This is a genomic window from Rathayibacter sp. VKM Ac-2759, from assembly GCF_009834225.1.
Taxonomy (GTDB): domain Bacteria; phylum Actinomycetota; class Actinomycetes; order Actinomycetales; family Microbacteriaceae; genus Rathayibacter.
Map to the genome: position 1 here is coordinate 107,427 of NZ_CP047176.1, position 18,948 is coordinate 126,374.

Here is an 18,948-nt window from a genome sequence, read left to right on the forward strand (position 1 = left end):
GGGAGGGGCGGTGGCCGGTCGCGACCACCGCCCCTCCTGCGTTCCGGGGCTCAGGCGCGGAAGGCGCCGCGGTAGCGCGCCGCCGGGTGCCGCGGGTTCACCCGCGCCGATCCGGTCAGGCGCTCGCGCAGGCCGCCCGGCTCGTAGTGCGAGCGCGCCAGTCCGCGCGAGCGCAGCACCGGCATCACGTGGTCGACGAAGTCCGTGTAGGTGTCGGGCAGCGTCCAGTGCGCGAGGTTGATCCCGTCGACTCCGGCATCGCGCAGCTCGGACAGCTCGTCGGCGATCTGCTCGGGCGTGCCGACGACCCGCGGGTGCCTGCGGACGGCGAGGCGGCCGAGATCGGCGACGGTCGCGTCGCGATCGGGCAGCAGCCGGATCATCGACTCGAGCGTGCTGCGATTGCCGTTCGTGGTGATGTCGCGGAGCTTCGTCTCGGGCGGGAAGGGGCGCCCGTCGGCCTGGTCGACGCTCATCCCGGCGTGCAGCAGGTGGGCGTCGATGCTCGTGTGCGCGTCGATCTCGGCCTCGCGCTCGCGGGCCTCGCGCTCGGTGCTGCCCACGATCACCGAGAGCGGGGCGAAGAACAGCACGTCGTCGGCGTCGCGGCCCGCGGCCACCGTCAGCGCGCGGGTCGAGGCGATCAGCTCGCGGGTCTGCTCGGTCGTGGATCCGCCGACGAACTGCGCCTCGGCGTGACGTGCGGCGAAGGCGCGGCCCGCGGGGGACGAGCCGGCCTGGAAGAGGTACGGCGTCCGCTGCGGCGACGGAGCAGAGAGGTGCGGGCCCTCGACGCGGTAGTGCTCGCCGACGTGGTCGATCCGGTGGACGGAGCCCGGGTCCGAGAAGGCGCCGGACTTGTCGCGCGTGGAGGCGTCGTCGTCCCAGGAGCCCTCCCAGAGCTTGTAGACGACGTCGAGGTACTCCTCGGCCTGCTCGTAGCGCGCGTCGTGCTCGGTCAGGCGGCCGAGACCGAAGTTGCGGGCGGCGTTCTCCTGGTAGCTGGTGACGATGTTCCAGGCGACGCGGCCCTTCGACAGGTGGTCGAGCGTCGACATCCGCCGGGCGAACTCGAACGGGTGCGCCTGGAGGATCGAGCTGGTCATCGCGAGCCCGAGGTGCTCGGTCGAGCCGATCAGGGCGGCGAGCAGCACCGACGGGTCGTTGTTGGGGAGCTGGAGCCCCTCGCGCGCATTGACCTCGAGCGAGGAGCCGACCGCGCCGTAGGTGCCGACGACGTCGGCGAAGAAGAGGGCGTCGAACACGCCGCGCTCGAGGGTCTGCGCGACCTCGACCCAGAACGAGAGGTCCTCGAACGACTCGTGCCGCGCTCGGGCCTGCCGCCACTGACCGTGGTGGATGTGCGAGGGCGTGTTCATCACGAACGCGTTGAAGCGGAGCGGTCGGGTCATGCGGGGGCCTCCTGCATCGAGTCTGCGGGCGCCGCGAGCGTCTGCCGGAAGTCGGTCTCTGGCTCGGTGCCGTTCAGCAGGTACGCGCCGATCGCCGCCTGGCGGAAGACGGCGGGGTTGTGGGAGGCGATGGTGCGGGCATTGCGCCAGTGCCGGTCGAGGCCCGACTCGGTCAGCACCGCGGAGGCGCCGCCCACCTCGAACAGGCGCGAGGTCACCGCCACGATGTCGGCCACCGCGATCTGCTGCGCCTCGAACTGGCGGATCTGCACGCGCACGTAGTCGGCCGTCCGCTCGGCCTCGTCCGCGTGCCGGCGCTCGCGCACCGCGGCGTAGTCGCGCGCGACGTCGTGCACGAGGGCCTCGACCGCGGCGACCCGGCTCGCGAGCTCGCCGACGACGGACTGCACCCGCGGATCCTCGCGCGGCAGGCTCTCGCCCGGGACGCCGAAGGAGCGGGAGCGCCCGCGCACGAAGCGCAGCGTGTCCTCGAGCGCGGCCCGGCCGATGCCCGCCATCGTCGCCTGCAGCAGCAGGTGCAGCAGGAGCCGGAAGTCGAGCGTGTACCAGTCGGGCTCGGCCGTGACGCGGTAGACGTTCTCGTCGCCGAGCGGCACGTCGTCGAAGATCGTGGTGCCGCTGGCGGTGAGGCGCTGGCCGAAGCCGGTCCAGTCGTCGAGCACCTGCACGCCGGGAGCCGCGGTCGGCACGACGGCCCCGTAGCGCTCTCCGGAGGCGTCGAGCGCGCCGGTCCACGTGTAGTCGGCGTACAGCGTGCCGGTCGTGTAGAACTTGCGGCCCGTGAGCCGCCACTCGCCGTCGACGCGGGCGAGCCGCGCCTCCGTCGTGGTGGAGCCGCCCTTCTCCGCCTGCGAGTTCGCGAACAGCGCGCCCGCGCCCGCCCGGCGCAGCCACTCCTCGTCGCGCTCGGTGCCGCCGACGAGGAAGCGCTCGACGAGCCCGAAGTGGCCGCGCAGCGCCTGCGGGAGGTTCGGATCGGCCGCGCCGAGCTCGACCAGGAGCATGAACAGCTCGGGGAGCGTCGCTCCCGCTCCACCGAGCGCGACCGGCACGCGCAGTGCGGTGAAGCCGGAGGCGACGAGCGCCGCGATCTCGGGGTGCAGCAGCCGCCGCTCCTGCTCGCGCTCGCGCGACTCGACGCCGACCTCGGCGATCACGGCGCGGAAGCGGGCGAGATCGGACGCGGAGAGGCTCATCGTGCCGCCTCCGCCGCCGAGAACGCCCCGCGGTAGCGGCGGGCGGGGTGCTCCTCGGGCAGCTGGTCGCGGCCGAAGAGCTTCTGCCGCAGGGTGCCGGGCGTGTACTCGCGCTGGGCGAGCCCGCGCTCCTGCAGCACCGGGATCACGTGGTCGACGAACTCCTCGAAGCTGCCCGGGAGGATCCAGTTCATGACGTTGATGCCGTCGATGCCCGCCTCCTGCCACTCGGCGAGGCGGTCGGCGATCTGCTCGGGCGTGCCGACGATCCGCCCGCGCAGCTTGGCCGCGAGGGTCGCCAGATCGCGGACCCGCGGATCGGGATCGGGCGAGAGCTCGCGCATCCACTGCAGGTGGCTGACGTTGGTGCCGGTCGAGAGCTCGGAGAGCGGAGTGTCGGGGTCGAGCGCCTCGCCGGTCCTCGGGTCGAAGGCGAGGTTGCTGTGCAGCAGGAAGCCGTCGCTCGAGAGGTACTCGTCGAGCTCGGCGGCCTTCCTCTGCGCCGCCTCCTCGGTGTCTCCCGTGACGAAGGCGAGGCCGAGGAAGAAGGCGAGATCGCCCGGATCGCGACCGGTCGCCGAGACCTTCGCGCGGGTCTGCTCGATCAGGGTGCGGGTCCTGTCGAGACCGGAGGTGAGGACGAACTGCCCCTCGGCGTGGCGGGCCGCGAAGGCGCTGCCGGCGGGGGAGGAGCCGGCCTGGAAGATCACGGGGGTGCGCTGGGGTGACGGCGGGCTCTGGTGCGGGCCGGCCACGCGGTAGCGCGGGCCCTCGTGGTCGATGCGGTGGATCCCGGTCGCGTCGGCGAAGACCGCGTCCTGCGGGTGGCCGATCGCCTTGTCGCGCACCAGCGCGTCGTCGTCCCACGAGCCCTCCCAGAGCTTGTAGACGACCTCGAGGTACTCCTCGGCCCAGCGGTAGCGCTCGTCGTGCTCCTCGAGGCCGTCGGCGCCGAAGTTGCGGGCGGCGCTCTCCTGCGCGCTGGTCACCACGTTCCAGCCGACGCGGCCGCCCGAGAGGTGGTCGAGCGTCGACACGCGGCGGGCGAACTCGAACGGGTGCGCCTGCAGCACCGAGGAGGTGAAGACGAGGCCGAGGTGCTCGGTCACGGCGGCCAGGGCGCCGAGGAGCACGGAGGGGTCGTTGCTCGGGAACTGCAGGCCCTCGCGGGCGTTGACGGTGTAGTCGCCGCGGGCCGGGCCGTAGAGACCGAGGACGTCGGCGAAGAAGATCGCGTCGAAGCGGCCGCGCTCGAGGGTGCGGGCGAGATCGGTCCAGAGGGCGAGCGACGTGAACTCGTGCTGGCGCGCCTCGGGATGACGCCACAGCCCGTGCTGGATGTGCGAGGCGGTGTTCATCACGAAGGCCGAGAAGCGCAGCGGCTTCCTCGGTGCGTCGGCGGTCATCGCGGCTCCTCTGGATGGTCGGACTGGATCGTGCTCGGGATGGTGGGACCGACCTCCGACAGCAGGCGCCGCCCCGGCACGGCTGCGAGCAGCTCGCGCACGTAGTCGGTGCGCGGCGCCGCGAGGACGTCGCGGGAGGCGCCCTGCTCCACGACGCGGCCGGCGCGCAGCACGACCACCTCGTGGGCGAGCCGGCGGACCGTCGACAGGTCGTGCGAGATGAAGAGGTACGAGACTCCGTAGTCGCGCTGGATCGTCTCGATCAGCTGCAGCACGCGCTCCTGCGTGATGACGTCGAGGGCGCTGAGCGCCTCGTCGAGCACCACGAGCGAGCTGCGCGGAGCGAGCGCGCGGGCGATCGCGACGCGCTGCCGCTGGCCGCCCGAGAGCTCGCCGGGCCTCTTGTCGATCGCGCCGTCGGGCAGCGACACCGCCGCGAGCAGCTCCTCCACGCGCGCGCGGCGCTCGCGGGCGGGTGTCGTCGCCGGCAGCGGCTCGGCGATGATCCGGCCGACGCTCCAGCGCGGATCGAGCGCCGAGTCGGGGTTCTGGTAGACGAGCTGCACCGTGCGCCAGAGGTCGAGCCGATCGCGCCCCGAGACCGCGGTGACGTCGCGGCCGCCGACGCTGATCGATCCTGCAGTGGGGTCGAGGAGCCGGAGGATCATCCGCGCCGTCGTCGACTTGCCCGACCCCGACTCGCCGACCAGCGCCAGCGTCCGCCCCTCGCCGAGCGAGAACGACACGTCGTCGACCGCCGCGATGGGCTCCGATCCGCGCCGGGCGGCGAACGTCTTCGAGAGCCCCGCCACCTCGAGCACCGGCGCGGTCGGCGCGGAGGTGGCGGGCGGCGGCGCCGACTGGGTCGCCCGGGCGTGCGCGATCAGCTCGCGGGTGTAGTCGACGGCGGGGGAGTCCACGATCCGCTCGACCGGCGCGTCCTCGAGGAGCCGCCCGCGCTGCAGCACGAGGGCGCGCGAGGCGTGGTCGGTGGCGAGGGCCAGATCGTGGGTGACGAAGAGCACGCTGGTGCCGTGGTCGGCGGCGAGGCGGTCGAGCACGCGGAGGATCTGCTTCTGCACCGTGACGTCGAGCGCCGAGGTCGGCTCGTCGGCCACCAGGAGCGACGGGTTCAGGCCGAACGCGATCGCGATCAGGATGCGCTGCTTCAGCCCGCCCGAGAGCTCGTGCGGGAACTGCGACAGGCGGTCGGCGGCGCGCGACACCTCCGCGATCTCGAGCAGCTCGATCGAGCGCGCGCGACGCTCCGCCCGGCCGAGGCGCTCGCCGCGGATCGCGAAGATCTCGGCCACCTGGGCGCCGATCGTGAGCACCGGCGTGAGGCTGGCGCCCGGGTCCTGCGGGATCAGGCCGACCTTGCGACCGCGGATCCGGCTCCAGCGCCGCTCCGACAGCCGCGTGACCTCGGTGCCGTCGACCACGATGCGGCCGGAGGCGACGCTCGCGTCGGTCGGCAGCAGACCGGTCGCGGCGTTGGCGATCGTCGACTTGCCCGACCCGGACTCGCCGACCAGCGCGACGATCTCGCCGCGGGCGACCGAGAACGAGACGTCGTCGAGCGCGCGCACCGAGCGCCGGCCGAGCCGGTAGTCGAGCGAGAGGCCCTCGAGCGCGAGGGCGGGAGTGTCAGGCACGGGCGGCCTTTCCGAGCGAGCGGCTGAGCACGCCGAGCGCCACGACGACGACGAGGACGAAGGTGCCCGGCAGCGCCGTCATCCACCACGCGTTGGCGAGGTAGTTGCGGCCCTCGGCGATGATGAGCCCCCACTCGGGAGTGGGCGGCGGGGTGCCGAAGCCGAGGAAGCCGAGCGCCGAGACGGCGAGCACGGCGGCCCCGAAGTCGACGACGGCCAGGGCCAGCAGCGCACCGGCGATCGCGGGCAGCACGTGGCCGACCAGCTGGCGCAGGTAGCCCGCTCCGGCCAGCAGGCTCGCCTCGAGGTAGTCGAGCGACCGCACCCGCAGCACCTCGGCACGGGTCACGCGGGCGAAGAGCACGACCGAGCCGATGCCGACTCCGATGCCCAGCGAGATCGGGCCGGCGCCGTAGGCCGAGACCACGAACAGCGCGATCATGAACGCCGGCAGCGCGATCAGGGCGTCGATCACGCGCATGCTGATCGACTCCGCCCACGGACCCAGCGTCGAGGAGACGATGCCGACGAGGGTGCCGAGCACGAGGCCGACGACGACGGCGAGGCCGGCGGTGAGCGCCGTCTGCGATGTGCCGTAGATCATCCGGGCGAGCACGTCGCGGCCGAGGTGATCGGTGCCGAAGAGGTGCGCGGGGCTCGGCGGGAGGAACACCTGCGCGGAGTCGCCGGTCAGCGGGTCGGAGGAGGTGAACAGCCCCGGCGCGATCAGCCAGAGCAGGACGACGAGGATCAGGACGGCGGAGAGGGCCGTCGCGACACCCGGCACGGGCAGGGTGCGGCGGGGCGTCCGCGTGAGCTCAAGCGCCAAGGCGCACCAGGCCTTTCTGTCCGCGCGTGCGCAGGATGCGCGGGTCGAGGATCGGCGCGATCAGATCGAGGACGAGGGTGGTCGCGACCACGACGAGGGTCGTCAGCAGCACCAGCCCCTGCACGAGCGGCACGTCCTGCGCGATCACGGCCTTCAGCAGCACGGAGCCGAGGCCCGGACGGGCGAAGACGGTCTCCGTGATCACGGAGCCGGCCAGCAGGATCCCGAGGGTCGTCCCGATCACCGCCGTGGTCGCACCGAGCGACGACCGCAGCACGTGGCGCCAGAAGACGCGCAGCGGGCGGGCGCCCTTGGCCCGCGCGGTCTTGACGAACGCGAGCTCCGACGCCTGCTCGACTCCGCTCAGCAGCACCTGGGCGATCGGGGCCGACACCGGGATCGCGAGGACCAGCGCTGGGATGAGGAGCGAGAGCAGCGACCCGTCGGGGAACAGCGACAGGATGCGCAGCTGGAACGAGAAGACCTGCAGCACCACTATCCCGAGCCAGAACACGGGGACCGAGCTGAACAGCGACGGGACGGCGACGACGAGCGCCTTCAGGCGCGGGGCGTCGATCAGGAACGCGGCGGCACTCACGCCGACCGCGATCACGACGCTGAGCAGCAGCCCCGTCGACGCCAGCGCGATCGTGCTGCCGACGACGTCGCCGATGCGGGTGAGCACCGGCTGGCCCGACGAGAGGGAGAAGCCGAACTCGCCGCGCAGCAGGTTGAGCAGCTGCAGCGCGTACTGCTCGTACCAGGGCCTGTCGTAGCCGTAGAGCGCGCTGACCTGGTCGATCAGGGCGGGGTCGGCTCCGGAGTCGCTGGCGAGGAAGATCGTCACGGGGTCGGACGGGAGCAGCTGCACGACGACGAAGACGATCGTGTAGGTGAGCCAGAGGACGAGGAGCGCCTGCCCCGCCCGCCCCGCGAGATACCGGAGCATTACTCCTGGATCCACGCTTCCTGGAGGAGGGGCGCGGTGCCGCCGTCGAACGTCACGTGGACGCCCTGGCCGACCGCGTGCACCTGCACCTCGTCCCACAGCGGGACGAGCAGGTTGGTGCCGAGCACGAGGCGCTCCTGGATGTCGGCGAGCACCGCGTCGCGCGCCGCGGGGTCGGTGGCCGCCCGCTCGGTGGCGAAGAGGGTGTTCAGCTCGTCGTCCGACACGTAGGTGTTGGTGTTGCCGGCGGCGCTGAACAGCGGGCCGAGGCCGCCGAGGTAGAACTGGCGCGAGCCGATGGCCGGGTAGGTCGGGTCGCCGAGCGCGGTCGCGAGGATCGCGCTGTCGCCGGCGTTGTTGACGAGCTCGACGCCGATCTTGCGCCACTCCGACTCGATGAACTCGAACGCCGGCTTGATGACGACGCTGCGGGGGCTCGCCGCGACCGAGAGGGTGAGGCGCTGGCCGTCCTTCTCGCGGATCCCGTCGGAGCCGACGGTCCAGCCGGCGTCCTCGAGCAGCTTCTCGGCCTCGTCGGGGTCGTAGGCGAGCTGGTCGCTGAGGTCCACGAAGCCCGGAGCGGAGCGGTTGAGGACCGAGCCGGACAGCGGGTAGCTGTCGCTGAGCACGGTCGACTTGAGGGCGTCGCGGTCGAAGCCGATCTGCAGCGCGCGGCGCACGTCCTGGTCCGAGACGACGGGTGCCTCGCCGCGGAAGGCGGCCCAGTTCGCGGTCAGCTCGGGCGCCTGCGCGACCGCGAGCTCGATGCCGGAGGCGGTCGCCGCGGCCTCGTCGCTCGGCTGGATGCCGCGGGCGACGTCGGCCTGACCCGACGAGACGGCGCCGACGCGCAGCCCGACCTCGGGGATCGCGCGGAACACGACCTCGTCGAGGTGCGCGGCTCCGGTGTTCGTCGAGATCGACGAGGGCCAGGCGTAGTCGTCGCGCTTCGTGAAGCGGATCTCCTGGTCGGGCACCTGCGACTCGAAGACGAACGGGCCGGAGGCGACGATCTTCGAGATGTCGGCCTGTCCCGCGTAGTCGAGCGCGAGCGTCGAGGTCGAGACGAGGCTCGCGGTGGAGGCGGCGGTCGCCTTGAGGAAGTCGGCGTTCGGCTCCGAGAGGCGCACCACGACGGTGTCGTCGCCGGTGACCTCGGAGGAGGCGTAGCCGATGAAGTCGCGGTTCTTGACGATCTTCTTCGCCTCGTCGCCGAGACCCAGCTGGTCGAGGTTGGCCTTGACCGCCGCGGCGTCGAGCGGCGTGCCGTCCGAGAAGGTGACGCCCGGGCGGATGGTGAAGGTGAACTCGGTGTTGTCGCTGTTGATCGTCCACTCGGAGGCGATCCACGGCACCACCTCGCCGGACTCGGGGTCGAACGCGGTCAGGCGGTCGGCGATGTTCCGGAAGACGTTGGACTGCGTGTAGTTGAAGCCCTTCTGCACCTGGAAGTCGGTCTGCAGCTCGATGTCGGCGAACACGAGCGAGCCGCCCTCGACGGGGGTGCCGGAGGTGGACGCCGGCTGGTTCGCCGCCTGCGCGGTGCAGCCCGCGAGCAGGCCGGCCATCAGGAGTGCGCCGGCGGTCACGGCGAAGCGGGATCGGGACGAGAACATGCGGACTCCTTGAACGACAGACGGCGGGCGGCCTCGGCCAACCTACGAGCCCGCTCAGGCCGCTGCCATCCGGCGCGTAACACGGCGCCACGCGGCGTCACGCACGGTAGTGACGGAACCCCGGACCGTCGAGGCCGCCCGTGGGGGCGGGCTCTCTCGACGGTCGGGGGTTCCCTCGAGGGCTCGCCTCACGCCTTCGGATCGCACACGCGCCCGCCTCCGCTGCTGGGGGATCGGGGCCGCACCCACCGGCTGCGTGCGGCAGGCTGGAGCGATGCAGTTCAGAGTGTTCACCGAACCCCAGCAGGGCGCGAGCTACGACGACCTCCTCGCCATCGCGCAGGCGACCGAGTCGCTCGGCTACGACGGCTTCTTCCGCTCCGACCACTACCTCCGGATGGGCGACGGCGACGCGGGCTACGGCCCGACCGACGCCTGGACGAGCCTCGCGGGCCTCGCGCGCGAGACCGAGCGGATCGCGCTCGGCACCCTCGTCTCCTCCGTCACCTACCGCCCGCCGGGGATCCTCGCGATCCAGGTCGCGCAGGTCGACGCGATGTCGGGCGGGCGCGTCGAGCTCGGCCTCGGCACCGGATGGTTCGAGGAGGAGCACGCCGCCTACGGCATCCCCTTCCCGTCTCGCCGGTTCGACCTGCTCGAGGAGCAGCTCGAGATCGTCACGGGACTCTGGTCGACCCCGGTCGGCGAGCGCTACTCGTTCGCGGGCGAGCACTACACGCTCACCAACTCGCCGGCGCTGCCGAAGCCCGCGCGACTCCCGCTGCCGGTGATCGTCGGCGGAGGCGGCCCCAAGCGCACCCCGGCGCTCGCCGCCCGCTTCGCCAGCGAGTTCAACCTGCCGTTCCCCGAGTTCGACGCGATCCCCGGCGCGTTCGAGCGCGTCGACGCCGCGTGCCGCGCGATCGGGCGCGAGCCCTCCTCGCTCGTGCACTCGGTGGCGCTCATCGCGGTCGGTGGAGGCACGGAGGCCGAGTTCGCGCGCCGCGCGGCCGCCATCGGCCGCGAGGGAGCCGAGCTGCGCGAGCACGGCATCGCGGGCGGCGTGGACGAGGCGGTCGACCGCCTCGAGTCGCTCCGCGAGGCCGGCGCGGAGCGGGTGTACCTGCAGTTCATGGACCTGCGCGACCTCGACCACGTCGACTTCTTCGCCCGCGAGGTGCTGCCGCGCCTGTCGGCCTGACGCGGCTGCTCTCGGAGCGGCTCCCGCGAGTGTCCAAGAGTTGTCGCACTCGACGCCCAGTGCGACAACTCTTGGACACTCACCGACGCCGACCGGGCCGCGCCCGCGGCGAGACTCCAGGAGTTGTCGTACTCGACTGCCCAGTACGACAACTCTTGGACACTCGCGGCCGCCGCTCGGGCCGCGCCCGCGTCGAGACTCTTGGATTCTCGGGACGGCCGCGAGCCTCGCGCCGGGCAGACCTAGGCTGGACGGATGCCTGACACGATCGAGCGCCCCGACGAGCGGCTGACGACCCGCTCCGCCGCCGACGTGCCGTGGATCCTGCTGGTCTGGGACGACCCGGTCAACCTGATGTCGTACGTGTCGTACGTCTTCCGCAGCTACTTCGGCTTCGGCCGTGCCGAGGCCGAGCGCCTCATGCTGCAGGTGCACACGGAGGGTCGCGCCGTCGTCGCGACCGGCAACCGCGAAGAGATGGAGCGGCACGTGGAGGCGATGCACGGCTACGGCCTGTGGGCGACGCTCCAGAAGGCCGACGCGTGAGCGGGGCGGGCTGATGCGCGCGTTCCGCCGCGACTCCTCCGGTGCGGCCGTCGCCCGCTTCGACCGCGAGGAGGCGGGGATCCTCCGCCATCTCGCCGGCGAGATGCTCGAGCTGCTCGACCGCGGCGCCACGTCGGAGGAGGCGCGCTCCGACCCCGCGCTCGCCCGCCTCCTGCCCGACGCCTACCGCGACGACGCCGAGGCGGCGGCGGAGTTCCGCCGCTTCACCGGCGCCGATCTGGCCGGCCGCAAGATGGACGACGCCCGCGCGATCACCGCGGCGCTCGACGCCGGCGACGGCTCCGGTCACGGGCGGGTCTTCGCCGGCCTCGGCGAGGTCTCGGTGCGGCTCGAGCCTCCGCAGGCCCTGTCCTGGCTCCGCGCGCTGACCGACATGCGGCTCGCCCTGGCGGTGCGACTGGGCATCGTCGACACCGACGACGTCGAGCCGGAGGGCGAGAACGGCGCGGCGATCCGGAGCGTCTACGACTGGCTCGGCAGTGTGCAGGACGGGCTGGTCCGCGCGGTCGACGTGTGAGGAGTCCACAGCACTCCACAGGTGTGGATAACCCTGTGGAGAGGTGTGGACAACCCATCGGGAGCCGACGGGCAGCGGACCGCGCACCCGCTTGACCGGGCCGATGGGCCGGTGCAAGGGGGCTGTGCGCGCATGTGGAAACGACTACCGTCCAGGCTGTGAATACTCAGGCGGGAACCCAGGCCAAGCGCACGGCGAACGAGGCGCAGGATTCGACGGCGGTGCGCACGCTGGCGCGCTTCGGCTTCGCTGCGAACGGACTCGTGCACCTCCTCATCGGGGGCATCGCCCTCGGTGTCGCGGGCGGCGGCGGAGGCGAGGCCGACCAGACCGGCGCCCTCGGCGCCCTCGCGGCTCAGCCGGGCGGCGTGTTCGTGCTGTGGGTCTGCGCGGTCGGCCTCCTCGGCCTGGCGCTGTGGGGCGTTCTCGAGGTGTTCCTCGTCACTCCGGGCGACAGCACCGCCGAGACCTGGGGCAAGCGGGCGAAGGAGGCGGCGAAGGCGGTCGTCTACGCCGCGCTCGGCGTGACCACCCTCCGCTTCGCGCTCGGCGGCAGCTCCAGCTCGTCGCAGTCGTCCGAGAGTGCGAGCGCGCAGGTCCTGCAGGCACCGGGCGGGGTGGTGCTCCTCGTGATCGCGGGCCTCGCCGTCCTCGCCGTGGGCGGCGTGTTCGTGTACCGCGGAGTGAGCAAGAAGTTCCAGAAGAACATCGCGACGCCCGGCGGCACGGCCGGCACTGTCGTCACCTGGCTCGGCATCGTCGGCTACGCGGCCAAGGGAGTCGTCCTCGCCGTCCTCGGCGTGCTGATCATCGTCGCCGCGGTGACGCACGACCCCTCGCAGGCGGGCGGGCTCGACGAGGCGCTGAAGACCCTGGTCGAGCTGCCGTTCGGTGTCGCTCTGCTGGGCGTGGTGGCGGCCGGCCTCATCGCGTACGGCGCCTTCTGCTTCGCGCGGGCCCGCTGGCCGCGCCTCTGACGGCGCCCACCGTCCGAGGAGGAGACGGGTCTGAACCAGCCGCGACCGTGACCCCTGATCAGGGGCAATACTCCTGATGACGCCCTGGGGCAAGTGGTGCCGCTGTCCTTTCTCCGGTGACACGCTGATCCCCATGAGCGAAGACGACGCGGGGCGGAGCCGGCCGGCGCTGGCCGAGGCCGCGTCTCGCCTCCTGCACCGTGTCGCCTCCGGTGACCGGGCCGCGTTCGCCGAGCTCTTCGACCACTTCAGCGCGCTCTTCACCGCCTCCGTCTCGACCGTGCACGCCGAGCACGCCCTGCGGGACCGGATCTGCACCGAGGCCTTCACCGAGGTCTGGCGCCGGGCCGGCGAGGGCGCCCGAGCGACCGAGCCCGTGCTCTGGCTGCTCGAGGTGCTCTGCGAGACGCTCCACTCGAGTGCCGGGTCGGCCCGCCGCCCGCTCGGCGACGGACTGCTCGCGCTGAGCTGCCCCGACCGCGAGCTCCTCCTCCTGGCCTCCGCGGGCCGCTACTCCCAGCCCGAGATCGCCGCACTGACGGGCGTCGGCGAGCCTCGACTCCGCACGATCCTCCGCGATGCGCTCCGCACCCTCCGCGGCGGGGAGCTCCTCACGGCCTGATCTTCCGGGAAACAGCCCGGAATGCTCTTGGCAGAGCTAAAGTTGAGTCAGTCGAACTCAACTTTCGAGCTCACGGGAGGAGACCACGATGCAGGCCGGTCAGCAGGACGAGCAGTCCGCACTGGAGCAGTACGGCGTCGACCTCACCGCGATCGCGGCGAGCGGCAAGCTCGACCCGGTCATCGGTCGGGACGCCGAGATCAGGCGCGTCAGCCAGGTGCTCACGCGCCGGACCAAGAACAACCCCGTCCTCATCGGTGAGCCCGGTGTGGGCAAGACCGCCGTGGTCGAGGGGCTCGCCCAGCGGATCGTCGCGGGCGACGTCGCCGACAGCCTGAAGGACAAGCGGCTCGTCAGCCTCGACCTCTCGGCGCTGATCGCCGGAGCGAAGTACCGCGGCGAGTTCGAGGAGCGGCTGAAGGCGGTCCTGAAGGAGATCAACGACTCCGACGGGCGCATCATCACCTTCATCGACGAGCTGCACACCCTGATGGGCGCGGGCGGTGGCGACGGCTCCGTCGCGGCGGCGAACATGCTCAAGCCGATGCTGGCCCGCGGCGAGCTCCGGATGATCGGGGCGACCACGCTCGACGAGTACCGCCAGTACATCGAGAAGGACGCGGCCCTCGAGCGCCGGTTCCAGCAGGTGTTCGTCGGCGAGCCGACCGTCGAGGACACGGTCGCGATCCTCCGCGGGCTCAAGGAGCGCTACGAGGCGCACCACAAGGTCGCGATCGCCGACGCCGCCCTCGTCGCCGCCGCGTCGCTCTCCAACCGCTACATCACCGCCCGCCAGCTGCCCGACAAGGCCATCGACCTCATCGACGAGGCCGCGTCGCGCCTGCGGATGGAGATCGACTCCGCGCCCGTCGAGATCGACGAGCTGCGCCGCTCCGTCGACCGGCTGAAGCTCGAGGAGCTCGCGCTGAAGAAGGAGAAGGACGAGGCCTCGAAGGCGCGGCTCGAGAAGCTGCGCGAGGATCTCGCCCGCCGCGGCGCCCAGCTCGCCGAGCTGCAGCAGCGCTGGGAGCGCGAGCGCGCCTCCCTCAACCGCGTCGGCGACCTCAAGAACAAGCTCGACGCCCTGCGGGTCGAAGCCGAGCGCGCCCAGCGCGAGGGCAGGCTCGAGCGCGCCTCCCGCCTCCTCTACGGCGACATCCCGGTGATCGAGCGCGAGCTCGCGGCCGCGGAGAAGGAGGAGGAGCCCGCCGAGGGGCGCATGGTCAACGAGCAGGTGACGGCCGACGACATCGCCGCCGTCATCGCCGCGTGGACGGGGATCCCCGTCGGCCGGCTCCTGCAGGGCGAGACCGAGAAGCTGCTGCATCTCGAGACCGAGCTGCACCGCCGCCTCATCGGGCAGGACGAGGCCGTGTCCGCGGTGTCGGACGCGGTCCGCCGCACCCGCGCGGGCATCTCCGACCCCGACCGGCCCACCGGCTCCTTCCTCTTCCTCGGGCCGACCGGCGTCGGCAAGACCGAGCTGGCGAAGGCGCTCGCCGACCACCTGTTCGACGACGAGAAGGCGATGGTGCGCATCGACATGTCGGAGTACGGCGAGAAGTTCGCCGTCTCGCGGCTCGTCGGCGCCCCTCCCGGCTACATCGGCTACGAGCAGGGCGGTCAGCTGACGGAGGCCGTGCGCCGCCGCCCGTACTCGGTGGTGCTGCTCGACGAGGTCGAGAAGGCGCACCCCGAGGTGTTCGACATCCTGCTGCAGGTGCTCGACGACGGCCGGCTGACGGACGGGCAGGGGCGGACGGTCGACTTCCGCAACACGATCCTGATCCTCACCTCGAACCTCGGCTCGCAGTTCCTGATCGACCCGACGCTCTCGCGGTCGCAGAAGGAGGAGGCGGTGCAGCAGATGGTGCGCCAGGCCTTCAAGCCCGAGTTCGTGAACCGCCTCGACGACATCGTGATCTTCCAGGCGCTCGATCGCACCGAGCTCGGCGAGATCGTGTCGCTCTACGTCGACCGGCTCTCGCGGCGGCTGGGGGAGCGGCGGCTCGAGCTCGCGGTGACGCCCGCGGCGCGGGGCTGGCTGGCCGATCGCGGCTACGACCCGCAGTACGGCGCGCGGCCGCTGCGACGCCTGATGCAGCACGAGATCGACGACCGGCTGGCGACGGCGCTGCTCGACGGCTCGATCCGCGACGGCGACGTGGTGCTGGTCGAGGTCGCCGACGACGGCGACTCGCTGACGGTGTCGGCCGGGCTGCCCGCGGCGGTCTAGCCCCGGACGTCCGGCGAGACGCCAGGAGTTGTCGTACTCGAGTGCCGAGTACGACAACTCCTGCGGTGTCGACGAGCGCGACTTCTGCCGAGTGGCCGCACCCCGCGCGAGCGCATGGCGAGACGCGAGGAGTTGTCGTACTCGAGTGCCGAGTACGACAACTCCTGCGGTCTCGAGGAGGCGGGGCTCCTCCACAGGATGGGGGAGGGGCCGATCCGTCCACAGGTGCGGAGATCGGAGGGCCGGGGCCGGGCGCGGGCCGATAGCGTCGCGCCCATGCTTCCCCTCCCCGAGCCGCCCGCGGGCCTCCGCATGGCCGATCTCGCGCCCGAGCAGCGCCCGCGCGAGCGGCTGCGCGCCCTCGGCGCCGAGTCGCTGACCGACGCCGAGACCCTCGCGATCCTCATCGGCGCCGGCGTCCGGGGCGCCAACGCGACCGTCGTCGCCCAGCAGCTGCTCGCGCGCTTCGGAGGCATCGACGCCCTCTCGCGGGCGGGAGTCGCCGACCTCGTCCGCCACCGCGGCATCGGCGAGGTCGCCGCCTGCCGCATCGTCGCCTCCTTCGAGCTGCGGCGGAGGATGAACCGCGCCTCGCGCACCGCCCGCGTCCTCGACGCCGCGGCCCTCGCCGCCCTCGTGACGCCCCTGCTCGCCGCGCGTCCCGCCGAGACGGTCCTCGCCGTCGCGCTCACCGACGCGGGCGCGGTGCGCGACGTGCTCACCCTCGCCGACGGGCCCCCCGCGCACGCCGATCTGCCCGTCTCCGGCGTCCTCGCCGAGGTCCTCGCCCGTGGTGCGGCCACCGTCGCCCTCGCGCACTCGCACTCCGGAGAGGCGCGGGTGCTCCCGTCCGACCGCGCGGCGACCCGCGCCCTGATCGAGGGAGCGGAGGCGTGCGGCCTGCGGTTCCTCGCGCACGTCGTGGTCGGGAGCGACGGCTGGGAGGAGGCGCCCCCGTGAGCGCCCGCCCGTCGAGCCCGCCCGGCGGTCCCGTCCCGCCGGGAGGTCCCTCCGCAAGTCCCTGTCAGACCCTCTCACCCCCTCGGCCCCCGGCGTAGCGTGGGAGCCACCCCACCCGTTCCTCCCGACCAGGAGCCCTCATGCGAGCAACACTCATCCACGGCGAGCGCGACATCCGACTCGAGGAGGTGCCCGACCCGGTGCTCTCGACCGGGCGCGACGCGATCGTCCGTGTCACCGCGGCGTGCGTCTGCGGCTCCGATCTGTGGCCCTACCGCGGCGTGACCCCGACGAAGGAGGCGCACCGCATCGGCCACGAGTTCGTCGGAGTCGTCGAGTCGGTCGGCGACGACGTGCGCGATGTCGCCCCGGGCGACTTCGTCATCGCCCCGTTCTACGTCTGCGACGGCACCTGCGCCAACTGCGCCAACGGCGTCTCGACCTCGTGCCTGACCGGCGGCTGGTGGGGCGCCGAGGTCGGCGAGGAGGGCTTCGCCGACGGCGCCCAGGGCGAGAAGGTGCGCGTCCCGCTCGCCGACGGCACGCTCTTCCGCGTCGACCCCGACCCCGACCCGGCCCTCATCCCGAGCCTGCTCACGCTCGCCGACGTGATGGGCACCGGCCACCACGCCGCCGTCTCGGCCGGAGTCACCGCCGGCTCGACCGTCGCGGTCGTCGGCGACGGAGCGGTCGGCCTCTGCGCCGTGCTCGCGGCCCAGCGCCTCGGAGCGACCACGATCATCGCGATGTCGCGGCACGCCTCCCGCCAGGCCCTGGCGACGCGCTTCGGCGCGACGCACATCGTCGACACCCGCGGCGACGAGGGTGTGGCCGCCGTCCGCGAGCTCACCGGCGGCATCGGTGCCGACTGCGTGCTCGAGTGCGTCGGCACCAAGGAGTCGATGCAGCAGGCCCTCGACTCCGCCCGTCCCGGCGGCATGGTCGGCTACGTCGGCGTCCCCAACGGCGGGCCCGAGCTGCCCGTGCGCCAGATGTTCGGCTCGAACGTCGGCGTCAACGGCGGCGTCGCGCCCGTCCGCGGCTACATGGCCGAGCTCCTCCCCGACGTGCTGAGCGGCGCGATCGAGCCGGGCCTCGTCTTCGACCTCGAGCTGCCGCTCGACGAGATCGCGGAGGCGTACGCCGCGATGGACGAGCGCCGCGCGATCAAGACCCTGGTGCGCCCCTGACCTGACGCCGAGGGAACCCCGGATCGTCGACGGAGCCCGCCCTCGCGGGCGGCCTCGACGGTCCGGGGTTCCCTCGCGGGACATCCGCCAGGGGCGCGTCATCAGAACGTGCGCCCGAGGAAACGCGGCGGAAACAGGCGCTCACTACCGTCGGACACGACCCGGCTGCGGCCGGGTTCTTCTCGAGGCACTTCCGCTACAACATCGCATAACTCCGCCGACCGCGTGGACCGCGTGCGACCCCTCCACCATCTTCCGCTACGGAGTAGCACAACACCTGGAGCCCCCATGAAGCGCACCGCACCGCCCGCCCGCTCCCGCCTCCTCCTCACCGGCGGAGTCCTCGCCGTCACGGCCCTCGCCCTCGCCGGCTGCGGCCGGGGCACCGACACCGGCGCCGCCGCCTCCGCCGACCTCACCGTCGACGACTCCGCAGCCACCGGCACCGTCACCCTCTGGGCCCCCGACGGCGACGCCCAGCAGCTCGACACCGTCCTCGCCGACTACGAGGCCGAGAACCCCGACCTCGACCTCGAGGTCACGCTCGTCCCCTCCGACGAGTACAACACCAAGCTGCAGACCGCGGTCGCGGCCGGCACCGCTCCCGACATCGCCTTCCTCTACACCGAGGCGCAGACCCAGTTCCTCGCGTCCGACGCCTTCGCGCCCGTCCCCGACGACCTGGTCGACTCCGACAGCTTCTTCGAGGGCTCCTGGGACGCCGGCCAGTACGACGGCACCACCTACTCCGTGCCCTGGTACGCCTACACGCGCGTGCTGATCTACCGCTCCGACTTCGCCGAGGCGGGCGGCGTCACCGCCCCGGCCACCTGGGACGAGACGATCCCGTTCTTCGAGGGCCTCGAGGCAGGCGGCGCCGAGTCGGGCTACGGCGCCGACGTCGGCTGGGACACCTACAACGGCCAGACGCTCGCGACCTTCGCGCACCAGGCCGGTGCCGACCTCCTCAGCGACGACGGCTCCGCGTGGCAGCTCGACAGCCCCGAGATGGTCCAGGCGGCCGAGTTCAACGCCTCCTTCTTCTCCTCCGGAGTCTCCTCGCCCGACACCCCGCAGTTCCTCGACGCGCAGCCGTACCTCGTCTCGGGGCAGACCGGCTCGATGATCAGCGGTCCGTGGGTCGTCGCGACGCTCGACCAGACCGCCGGCGAGGAGGGCTGGACCGCCTCCCACATCGCCACCGCCGTGCTGCCCGCCGGCCCCGACAACGGGTCGGGCCAGCTCGCGGGCGGCAGCTGGGGTGTGACCGCCGCCTCCGACAACGCGAGTTCGGCCTGGAAGGTCGTGCGCGAGATGGCGCAGGAGGACACCCAGGTCGCGCAGTACGCCGCCGCCGGCAGCATGCCCGCCGTCGTCGACGCGTGGAGCGACCCCTCGATCGCCGACCAGCCCCTCCTCTCGGCCTTCTTCACCCAGCTCCAGGACGTCGAGCCCCTGCCCGCCGTGACCACCTGGACCCAGGTCTCCACGATCCTCGGCCAGGAGATGGAGAAGGTCGCCCGCGGCAAGGAGACGGCCGCCGACGCGATGGCCGCCGCCCAGCAGCAGGCAGCCTCGATCGGCACGGAGTGAC

General features: G+C 72.6%; 16 protein-coding genes. 9 read left to right on the forward strand and 7 right to left on the reverse strand.

Going from position 1 to position 18,948, the window contains the following annotated elements:
- Positions 1-50: 50 nt before the first annotated feature.
- The 7 genes from GSU68_RS00515 to GSU68_RS00545 are packed head-to-tail and all read right to left on the reverse strand — an operon-like array spanning position 51 to position 9,084.
- A complete protein-coding gene (locus tag GSU68_RS00515; RefSeq protein ID WP_159905186.1) occupies positions 51-1,412 on the reverse strand; it encodes an NtaA/DmoA family FMN-dependent monooxygenase in 1,362 nt (453 codons plus the stop codon).
- Positions 1,409-2,629, reverse strand: a complete 1,221-nt coding sequence (locus GSU68_RS00520) for an acyl-CoA dehydrogenase family protein (RefSeq protein WP_159905187.1) — start codon at positions 2,627-2,629, stop codon at positions 1,409-1,411. Before GSU68_RS00520 ends, GSU68_RS00515 begins: the two co-directional genes overlap by 4 nt.
- Positions 2,626-4,035 carry an LLM class flavin-dependent oxidoreductase gene (locus GSU68_RS00525; protein WP_159905188.1) on the reverse strand — a complete coding sequence of 470 codons (1,410 nt, stop codon included), beginning with the start codon at positions 4,033-4,035 and terminating at the stop codon, positions 2,626-2,628. Before GSU68_RS00525 ends, GSU68_RS00520 begins: the two co-directional genes overlap by 4 nt.
- Positions 4,032-5,690 carry an ABC transporter ATP-binding protein gene (locus GSU68_RS00530; RefSeq protein ID WP_159905189.1) on the reverse strand — a complete coding sequence of 553 codons (1,659 nt, stop codon included), beginning with the start codon at positions 5,688-5,690 and terminating at the stop codon, positions 4,032-4,034. The genes GSU68_RS00525 and GSU68_RS00530 overlap by 4 nt, the downstream gene beginning before the upstream one ends.
- The gene (locus GSU68_RS00535; protein WP_244259348.1) at positions 5,683-6,519 is read right to left on the reverse strand and encodes an ABC transporter permease; all 837 of its coding nucleotides are present in this window, start codon (positions 6,517-6,519) and stop codon (positions 5,683-5,685) included. The genes GSU68_RS00530 and GSU68_RS00535 overlap by 8 nt, the downstream gene beginning before the upstream one ends.
- Complete coding sequence (locus GSU68_RS00540; protein ID WP_159905190.1) at positions 6,509-7,468, reverse strand: ABC transporter permease; 960 nt, start codon at positions 7,466-7,468, stop codon at positions 6,509-6,511. The genes GSU68_RS00535 and GSU68_RS00540 overlap by 11 nt, the downstream gene beginning before the upstream one ends.
- Positions 7,468-9,084 carry an ABC transporter substrate-binding protein gene (locus tag GSU68_RS00545; protein ID WP_159905191.1) on the reverse strand — a complete coding sequence of 539 codons (1,617 nt, stop codon included), beginning with the start codon at positions 9,082-9,084 and terminating at the stop codon, positions 7,468-7,470. The genes GSU68_RS00540 and GSU68_RS00545 overlap by 1 nt, the downstream gene beginning before the upstream one ends.
- 274 nt (positions 9,085-9,358) lie before the next feature.
- On the opposite strand from GSU68_RS00545, the gene GSU68_RS00550 reads away from it, so the two are divergent.
- From GSU68_RS00550 to GSU68_RS00590, 9 genes are all read left to right on the forward strand, one after another.
- A complete protein-coding gene (locus tag GSU68_RS00550; RefSeq protein WP_159905192.1) occupies positions 9,359-10,285 on the forward strand; it encodes an LLM class F420-dependent oxidoreductase in 927 nt (308 codons plus the stop codon).
- 255 nt (positions 10,286-10,540) lie between these two features.
- Entirely contained in the window at positions 10,541-10,831 is a 291-nt protein-coding gene (clpS, locus tag GSU68_RS00555; protein WP_159905193.1) for an ATP-dependent Clp protease adapter ClpS, read from the forward strand.
- A gap of 13 nt (positions 10,832-10,844) precedes the next feature.
- Complete coding sequence (locus GSU68_RS00560; protein WP_159905194.1) at positions 10,845-11,369, forward strand: DUF2017 domain-containing protein; 525 nt, start codon at positions 10,845-10,847, stop codon at positions 11,367-11,369.
- Between the two features lie 158 nt (positions 11,370-11,527).
- Positions 11,528-12,346: a DUF1206 domain-containing protein gene (locus tag GSU68_RS00565; RefSeq protein WP_159905195.1), complete on the forward strand. Its 819-nt coding sequence runs from the start codon at positions 11,528-11,530 to the stop codon at positions 12,344-12,346.
- Positions 12,347-12,479: 133 nt separating this feature from the next.
- Positions 12,480-12,968 (forward strand): hypothetical protein, encoded by a 489-nt coding sequence (locus GSU68_RS00570; RefSeq protein WP_159905196.1) that lies wholly within the window; start codon positions 12,480-12,482, stop codon positions 12,966-12,968.
- Between the two features lie 88 nt (positions 12,969-13,056).
- A complete protein-coding gene (locus GSU68_RS00575; protein ID WP_159905197.1) occupies positions 13,057-15,204 on the forward strand; it encodes an AAA family ATPase in 2,148 nt (715 codons plus the stop codon).
- A gap of 276 nt (positions 15,205-15,480) precedes the next feature.
- Positions 15,481-16,164, forward strand: coding sequence for a UPF0758 domain-containing protein (locus GSU68_RS00580; protein ID WP_159905198.1), 684 nt, complete (start codon positions 15,481-15,483; stop codon positions 16,162-16,164).
- A gap of 140 nt (positions 16,165-16,304) precedes the next feature.
- Positions 16,305-17,354 carry a zinc-dependent alcohol dehydrogenase family protein gene (locus GSU68_RS00585; RefSeq protein WP_159905199.1) on the forward strand — a complete coding sequence of 350 codons (1,050 nt, stop codon included), beginning with the start codon at positions 16,305-16,307 and terminating at the stop codon, positions 17,352-17,354.
- A 288-nt stretch (positions 17,355-17,642) separates the two neighbouring features.
- Positions 17,643-18,947, forward strand: coding sequence for an extracellular solute-binding protein (locus GSU68_RS00590; protein WP_159905200.1), 1,305 nt, complete (start codon positions 17,643-17,645; stop codon positions 18,945-18,947).
- Position 18,948 lies beyond the last annotated feature (1 nt).

What these genes read in the sequence shown, in the direction of transcription:
- GSU68_RS00520 (WP_159905187.1), bottom strand. Translation starts at nt 2,629, where the DNA reads ATGAGCCTCTCCGCGTCCGATCTCGCCCGCTTCCGCGCCGTGATCGCC.
- GSU68_RS00550 (WP_159905192.1), top strand. Translation starts at nt 9,359, where the DNA reads ATGCAGTTCAGAGTGTTCACCGAACCCCAGCAGGGCGCGAGCTACGAC.
- clpS (WP_159905193.1), top strand. Translation starts at nt 10,541, where the DNA reads ATGCCTGACACGATCGAGCGCCCCGACGAGCGGCTGACGACCCGCTCC.
- GSU68_RS00570 (WP_159905196.1), top strand. Translation starts at nt 12,480, where the DNA reads ATGAGCGAAGACGACGCGGGGCGGAGCCGGCCGGCGCTGGCCGAGGCC.
- GSU68_RS00515 (WP_159905186.1), bottom strand. Translation starts at nt 1,412, where the DNA reads ATGACCCGACCGCTCCGCTTCAACGCGTTCGTGATGAACACGCCCTCG.
- GSU68_RS00540 (WP_159905190.1), bottom strand. Translation starts at nt 7,468, where the DNA reads ATGCTCCGGTATCTCGCGGGGCGGGCGGGGCAGGCGCTCCTCGTCCTC.
- GSU68_RS00585 (WP_159905199.1), top strand. Translation starts at nt 16,305, where the DNA reads ATGCGAGCAACACTCATCCACGGCGAGCGCGACATCCGACTCGAGGAG.
- GSU68_RS00590 (WP_159905200.1), top strand. Translation starts at nt 17,643, where the DNA reads ATGAAGCGCACCGCACCGCCCGCCCGCTCCCGCCTCCTCCTCACCGGC.
- GSU68_RS00525 (WP_159905188.1), bottom strand. Translation starts at nt 4,035, where the DNA reads ATGACCGCCGACGCACCGAGGAAGCCGCTGCGCTTCTCGGCCTTCGTG.
- GSU68_RS00575 (WP_159905197.1), top strand. Translation starts at nt 13,057, where the DNA reads ATGCAGGCCGGTCAGCAGGACGAGCAGTCCGCACTGGAGCAGTACGGC.
- GSU68_RS00560 (WP_159905194.1), top strand. Translation starts at nt 10,845, where the DNA reads ATGCGCGCGTTCCGCCGCGACTCCTCCGGTGCGGCCGTCGCCCGCTTC.
- GSU68_RS00545 (WP_159905191.1), bottom strand. Translation starts at nt 9,084, where the DNA reads ATGTTCTCGTCCCGATCCCGCTTCGCCGTGACCGCCGGCGCACTCCTG.
- GSU68_RS00580 (WP_159905198.1), top strand. Translation starts at nt 15,481, where the DNA reads ATGCTTCCCCTCCCCGAGCCGCCCGCGGGCCTCCGCATGGCCGATCTC.